Genomic DNA, 5,632 nt, shown 5'->3' on the forward strand with positions numbered 1-5,632 from the left:
GACCGTGTCTCAGTTCCAATGTGGGGGACCTTCCTCTCAGAACCCCTACTGATCGTTGCCTTGGTGGGCCGTTACCCCGCCAACAAGCTAATCAGACGCATCCCCATCCCTTACCGATAAATCTTTACTCAACGTCTGATGCCATCTGTTGAGTGCATGCGGTATTAGTCTGCCTTTCGGCAGGTTATTCCACAGTAAGGGGAAGGTTGGATACGCGTTACTCACCCGTGCGCCGGTCGCCATCAGTCTTAGCGAGCTAAGACCATGCTGCCCCTCGACTTGCATGTGTTAAGCCTATAGCTAGCGTTCATCCTGAGCCAGGATCAAACTCTCCATTGTAAAATATTGATTATATACCTCTCTCTTACCCGAGGGCAAAAGGAAGGCATACCTTGATTGTCTGTTCAGAACGCCTGTCTTTATTGTAGTCTAAAAAAACCTTTCATGTCAAAAATTGACGAGTCGTTTCTTTTACCCAAATACACATATATCATAAAATACACGTGCACTCGATTCTTGTACTACTACTTCTCTGTTTATGTAAAAATGTTCAAAGAACGCTTCTTTAGAGCTTGAGAGAAACGCTGTTCTCAAAAGCGAGTGCAAAAGTAGACAAAATAAATCTAACTGCCAAGAAAATACAAAAGAAAATTTCAAAAAGAAATAACTTTGTAATCAAAAATTGATTTAACTCAAGGCAAAAGTAAGCTTTCTCCTTATTATATATAATATATAGCCGGATTATATATAATATATAACCTGATTAAATATAATTGACAATAACGCCACACCTTATCTCTTACATGATTTTATCAAGCCATTCGGTTATTTCTTTGCGCTCTCCGCTGCCCTTGGTAGATAACCGCAACAGCGGAAAATCATAAAGTTGAAAGATATGGTCTTTCATTTTGTCGTATCGATATTGCTCCGTGGTTTTATTATGGAGTGTGTATCCATCGGTCTCTACAGCCATCACAGGCTTTTTCGTTACCCTATTGATAATGAGGAAATCCACATGCGTACTATAATTGTCCGCATAGTTTCTTTCTTCCATGCTCATTAATGATGTGTCACGGATAATCTGACGCACGGGAATATGGCACAAAACCTTTAAACAAGCGTAAGCCGCATTAGATGAAAGTACATCTTTTATGAGCGCATAAGTCAAATTCTCAGAGTCATACTCCGACACCCTTGGCAGATTCTTATAGAACTCCAACCGCCGCACCGTGTATTGTTCATAAAGGAAATCGTAGATGGAAGCAATTTTACTTTCAGTTACTATACCTTTATTATAATAGATATAATCTATCAAGTCCGTAATATTTCCCTTCTTCTCTTGTTCGTTTCCGGTAACCACAAGCACAAACTTCCGCTTTGCTCGTGAGACCGCGACATTTAGTAAGTTGGCCTCATCCACGAACGAAGTGATTTGATTATCCACCACACTCATGATTATGGTGTCCTTCTCACGGCCCTGATACTTATGAACCGTGGCCACCTCTACACCCGGAAGCTGGCGTTTGAACTCCTCCACCTGCCTATTATAAGGCGTAATAATGCCAATACTACCACAATCCGCCAAACTTGAAAGCACCTCTTGTCGCACAACATCTATCTCACGCTGGTTATATTGGTCTACGGCATGGTCACCCTGAACAGTCTTGATAGCGAAAAGAACATCATCCTCACCACCATCCTGCGTCATTATCAGCAGGTTACCGCCATAGAACTTTTGGTTACAGAAATTGATGATACGTGGATGACAACGATAGTGTTCACGAAGTATTGTCTGAACAACATCAGGCAACACCATGCCTATAGATTGCAAAAAGCTGTACTTGGCGCAATCATATCCATCGGCAATATTGAACTGTGACTTTATCGCAATGAGCTTTTGCCGGTCTTCATCGGTCACGACATTGGGCAATTGGAGCACATCACCCACGATAACAGCATTCTTGGCACACGTTAAAGCCAAAGTTCCGGTCTCACCCGATACCTGCGACGCCTCATCCATAATCAGATAATCATAAGGCTCTTCCGTGAAAACACAAGTCCGAGCAGAGAACGTTGTACTCAATACTACGGGGTATGACTTCATAAAAACCGCACCATCCGTGTACAACTCTTTAACTTCCGAGAATCTTGGCCTCACCTCATTACTATATACATCATACAATCCCGCCCGGAAAAGAACCATCGATTTATCAGTAAGTTCCTCACCAAGAACCCTCGCATCATAAGTGCCCAAGTAACGATTGTTGGCTTCCAACCGCCCGGCTATCTCCCTTTGTCTGTTTTGATAATACAATATTTGCAGCTCCTTGATAAGCGGTGACAAATCAGTTTTGTCGAATTGCGACTTCAAAGACAACTTACGCCTCAACCACCACTGCCGAATACGCTCCATCAACCTACCAAAGAAACCACCCGACAGCATACTTTCGCCATCGGCCATGGCCTGATAACGAATCCACTGATTGATAACGAAAGCCGACTTTGCTTTCCGCCGAAGCGGCATATCAGCCTCAAGACCATTTTCCATGCAATAATGCTTCCACTCCAAGGCCAACTCCTGCTGCTCATGCCGCAACCTTGCTTGCTCGTCTTGCAAAGCATAAACGTTATCGAGGCGCTCGTTTACAGCGTGCAGTTCACGCTTTAAGCGTAACTTATCTGTAAGACTGATGTCCCAATCGTATAACTCTCGGGGCACGGAAGGTTGGTGCTGAATAAACCGATCCTTATTTTCCGAATTGCCAAGGGGAGCCACGATAAAGTCAAGTCCATACTTCCGCAACTTCTCTTGCACGTTGGCTATCGCCGAATTATTGTTAGATACCACCAAAACCGTCTTGCCTTCACGCACTATATTGGCTATGATATTCAAGATGGTTTGCGTTTTTCCCGTACCGGGAGGCCCCTGCACAACACTTATCTGCTGCTCGAAAGCCATGCGTACGGCCGTTTTTTGACTTGCGTTACAGCCAAAAGGATAAATCAGGTCGCCATGGCCGAGCCGGCCGACCGTATGTTTCTCAGGGTTCAAATAGCATGCCGCGGCCGACCGAACGTCAATAAACGACGTCTGCTCGTACTTCTTTGACAAAATACTACTGTCGCCATTCTCCTTTCCAAGTGGGTTAATATCGGCCACATGATGCAAATATTCAAACGTGTTTTTGGCCGTTTCACTATCCATACACGACGTAATTACTTTTATTTGGCTATCGGCATAATCGCCAATAAACCCATTCTCATACTTTATACGCCAATAGTTTCGGTCCTCATAAGCGAAATTCCAAATGTCAGAAACCTTGTTCTGCAAAATTCCACCACGATAAACCTCACACAACGACGGCTCCATCCACTTGCCATCCTTGAGCCATACAACCTTATCGGCTCCGTATTTATAATAATTACTGTTGTTTTTAAACCGCACACTATAGACATTTTCGGTCATTCTTCTTATGGAATCGATTTGAAAAGTCTTTGGTTCTCCATTGAGAATGATGTACGAATGTGATAAATCTTGCATAAGTTAATCTGTTTCTTTTTAGCTTTTAAAAAAATACAATGGGGCTTCCGATAACCTCGGCCACGGCTTTCCCCGCTCATTTTCCTCACTCCCCAATAGGCTCATCGTCCATCTCAAACTTCCTAACGGGGAGGCGGAGGGGCTGAATATCATCGCCATAAAGACCGGGAAGCACCTGAACGGAGTCACACCCGTGGACCACTAACAGATAGCGGAAGGCGTCGTAACGGGGCACCTGCTCCTCTTTGACTATGCGATTATAGGCCTTCTCCAACGGAGTTTGGCGCAAGAAGGCGTCGTTACGCGAGGTTACGAAGAACGTTTTGCCGGCAAGCACGAAGTAATGGCTGGGATAAACCTCACCCACCGACCACTCGCCACCGTCAAACGCCATGCGATAGGCCGGCAACACGCAGAAAATATCGTTACGATCGTTGCACCCGTTACTCACCACCCCCTCGTACTTATGAAGATAAGTACAATCTATGATATACGAATTGTGGCTCGGATAGTCGGCCGCATAAGCCCGCAAGGTCTTCAACATGGCGGGCCGCATCTGAAGCGTATCCATCAACGACAGGCCCTCCAAGGCCACGGGGCGAGCCGATTCCCGCCGCTTAGCCTCATGACACCCTACAAGCAACATCATGACAAGCCCCATGGCCACAGCCCCGACATAAGATATAAGCGTAGTTTTTCGCATCATAAGAATACTGATTTGCCTTTCGCAAATATACTGAAAAATACGGATATACGCTTCCTTTTCGGCCCGAAAATCGGTCGTTGATAGAAAATAACGTGCACAAAACCCGTCTATCGACCGCCCCTCTCTACGTAAGTACGCCCTCAATAAAGAAAAACAAAACTGCCAAAACTGATTTTCCAACTACCTGCTGACCACGTCATGAGGAAAAATAGCACGAAAAGCATGATAAATTTTCTTGACAAACGATCGTTAAAAAGTCGGTGTTTTCAAAAGCAAAAAGATTTTGCCACATAAAACAAGCCGTATTTCAAAAGATAAACAAATCAATGATTATCAAGCAATTAACTATCGTTCAGCAAATCCTATGCGCCCACCCATACGCTCAAAGGGCCACAATGCCCCCGCCATAGCGGCCCTTTCGCCTTTCCAAAGTTGCGCCATGACCTTGAGAAAACACCATTTCCACCCCACGAAAGCACTGCTTTTACGCCCTGACACCTACCCCGCAGAAGCATAAAACGCCAAAAGCCATCCGCCCACAGCTATAAAACGGCCCGCCAACCGCCTAATTAACAACAAAAAAGGAATGGTTTTTCATGATATATTTTTTACAAAATAATTTATTCGCCTATATGTTCTTGGCTCATAACGGCTCGTTGCTCATGCCCCCACTTTTAACCAACCATCTTCCTAAAAAACATCTATCATAACGACTCTATCGCTTCCCTATGCCCCAATCCCCGCGCTATCATCTCTCCTAAAAAGCCATATTATTCATAAACCGTCAACATTTCATGCCCCTATTTCCTCAAAGCCATCGCCCTACTGACAATTCGTCGAAACCACGGCCTGCCCTTACCATCCGCCCATAGGTATTTCGTAAATAATCGACACATTTGTCTTTAAAAGTTAAAAATAACTGACTTTCACGCAGAATCGTGCCCAATGGTATTATCTTTGCAAAACTTTTTAGGACAAAGAGTTTATCAATCGCAGTAAAACAATTAAAGTATTAAGTATATGGAAGTAAACGATTTAGAAAAAATGATCAGAGAACAAGAAGGTTCTTTGTCACTGGCCTTCCCCGCACTCATGCGCAAGGTATATGTATGGATGGCGCTGGCGCTGGTACTGACGGGCCTCACGGCTTACGGAATAGCCGCCAACACCAACTTGGCCCTTATGCTCATCACCAATAAAATGGCCTTTTGGGGCGTTGCCATCGCCGAGTTCGCGCTGGTGATATTCCTCTCTGCCCGTATCAATAAGATGTCGCTGACCACTGCCACCTTGTCATTCCTGCTCTACAGCGTGCTCAACGGTGTCACCATGTCTATCATCTTCTTGGCTTTCACGGCCAGCAGCATAGCCACAACCTTCTACAT

4 protein-coding genes and 1 rRNA gene are annotated in these 5,632 nt (G+C 44.7%); 2 read left to right on the top strand and 3 right to left on the bottom strand.

Going from position 1 to position 5,632, the window contains the following annotated elements; translation table 11 throughout:
* The 3 genes from VIR50_RS09030 to VIR50_RS09040 form a co-directional block, all read right to left on the bottom strand.
* Positions 1 to 339 (bottom strand): 16S ribosomal RNA (locus VIR50_RS09030); the annotation flags it as partial.
* 460 nt (positions 340 to 799) lie between these two features.
* Positions 800 to 3,541, bottom strand: coding sequence for an AAA domain-containing protein (locus VIR50_RS09035; protein WP_331934805.1), 2,742 nt, complete (start codon positions 3,539 to 3,541; stop codon positions 800 to 802).
* Positions 3,542 to 3,626: 85 nt separating this feature from the next.
* Entirely contained in the window at positions 3,627 to 4,247 is a 621-nt protein-coding gene (locus VIR50_RS09040) for a hypothetical protein (RefSeq protein ID WP_331934806.1), read from the bottom strand.
* 283 nt (positions 4,248 to 4,530) lie between these two features.
* Between VIR50_RS09040 and VIR50_RS09045 the strand changes: the two genes are divergently transcribed.
* Both VIR50_RS09045 and VIR50_RS09050 read left to right on the top strand, forming a co-directional pair.
* Entirely contained in the window at positions 4,531 to 4,764 is a 234-nt protein-coding gene (locus VIR50_RS09045; RefSeq protein ID WP_331934807.1) for a hypothetical protein, read from the top strand.
* A 527-nt stretch (positions 4,765 to 5,291) separates the two neighbouring features.
* Positions 5,292 to 5,632, top strand: a 341-nt coding sequence (locus VIR50_RS09050) for a Bax inhibitor-1/YccA family protein (RefSeq protein ID WP_331934808.1), incomplete at its 3' end; no start/stop codon positions are given.

The organism is Prevotella sp., from assembly GCF_036570325.1.
In the GTDB taxonomy this organism is placed as follows: Bacteria; Bacteroidota; Bacteroidia; order Bacteroidales; family Bacteroidaceae; genus Prevotella.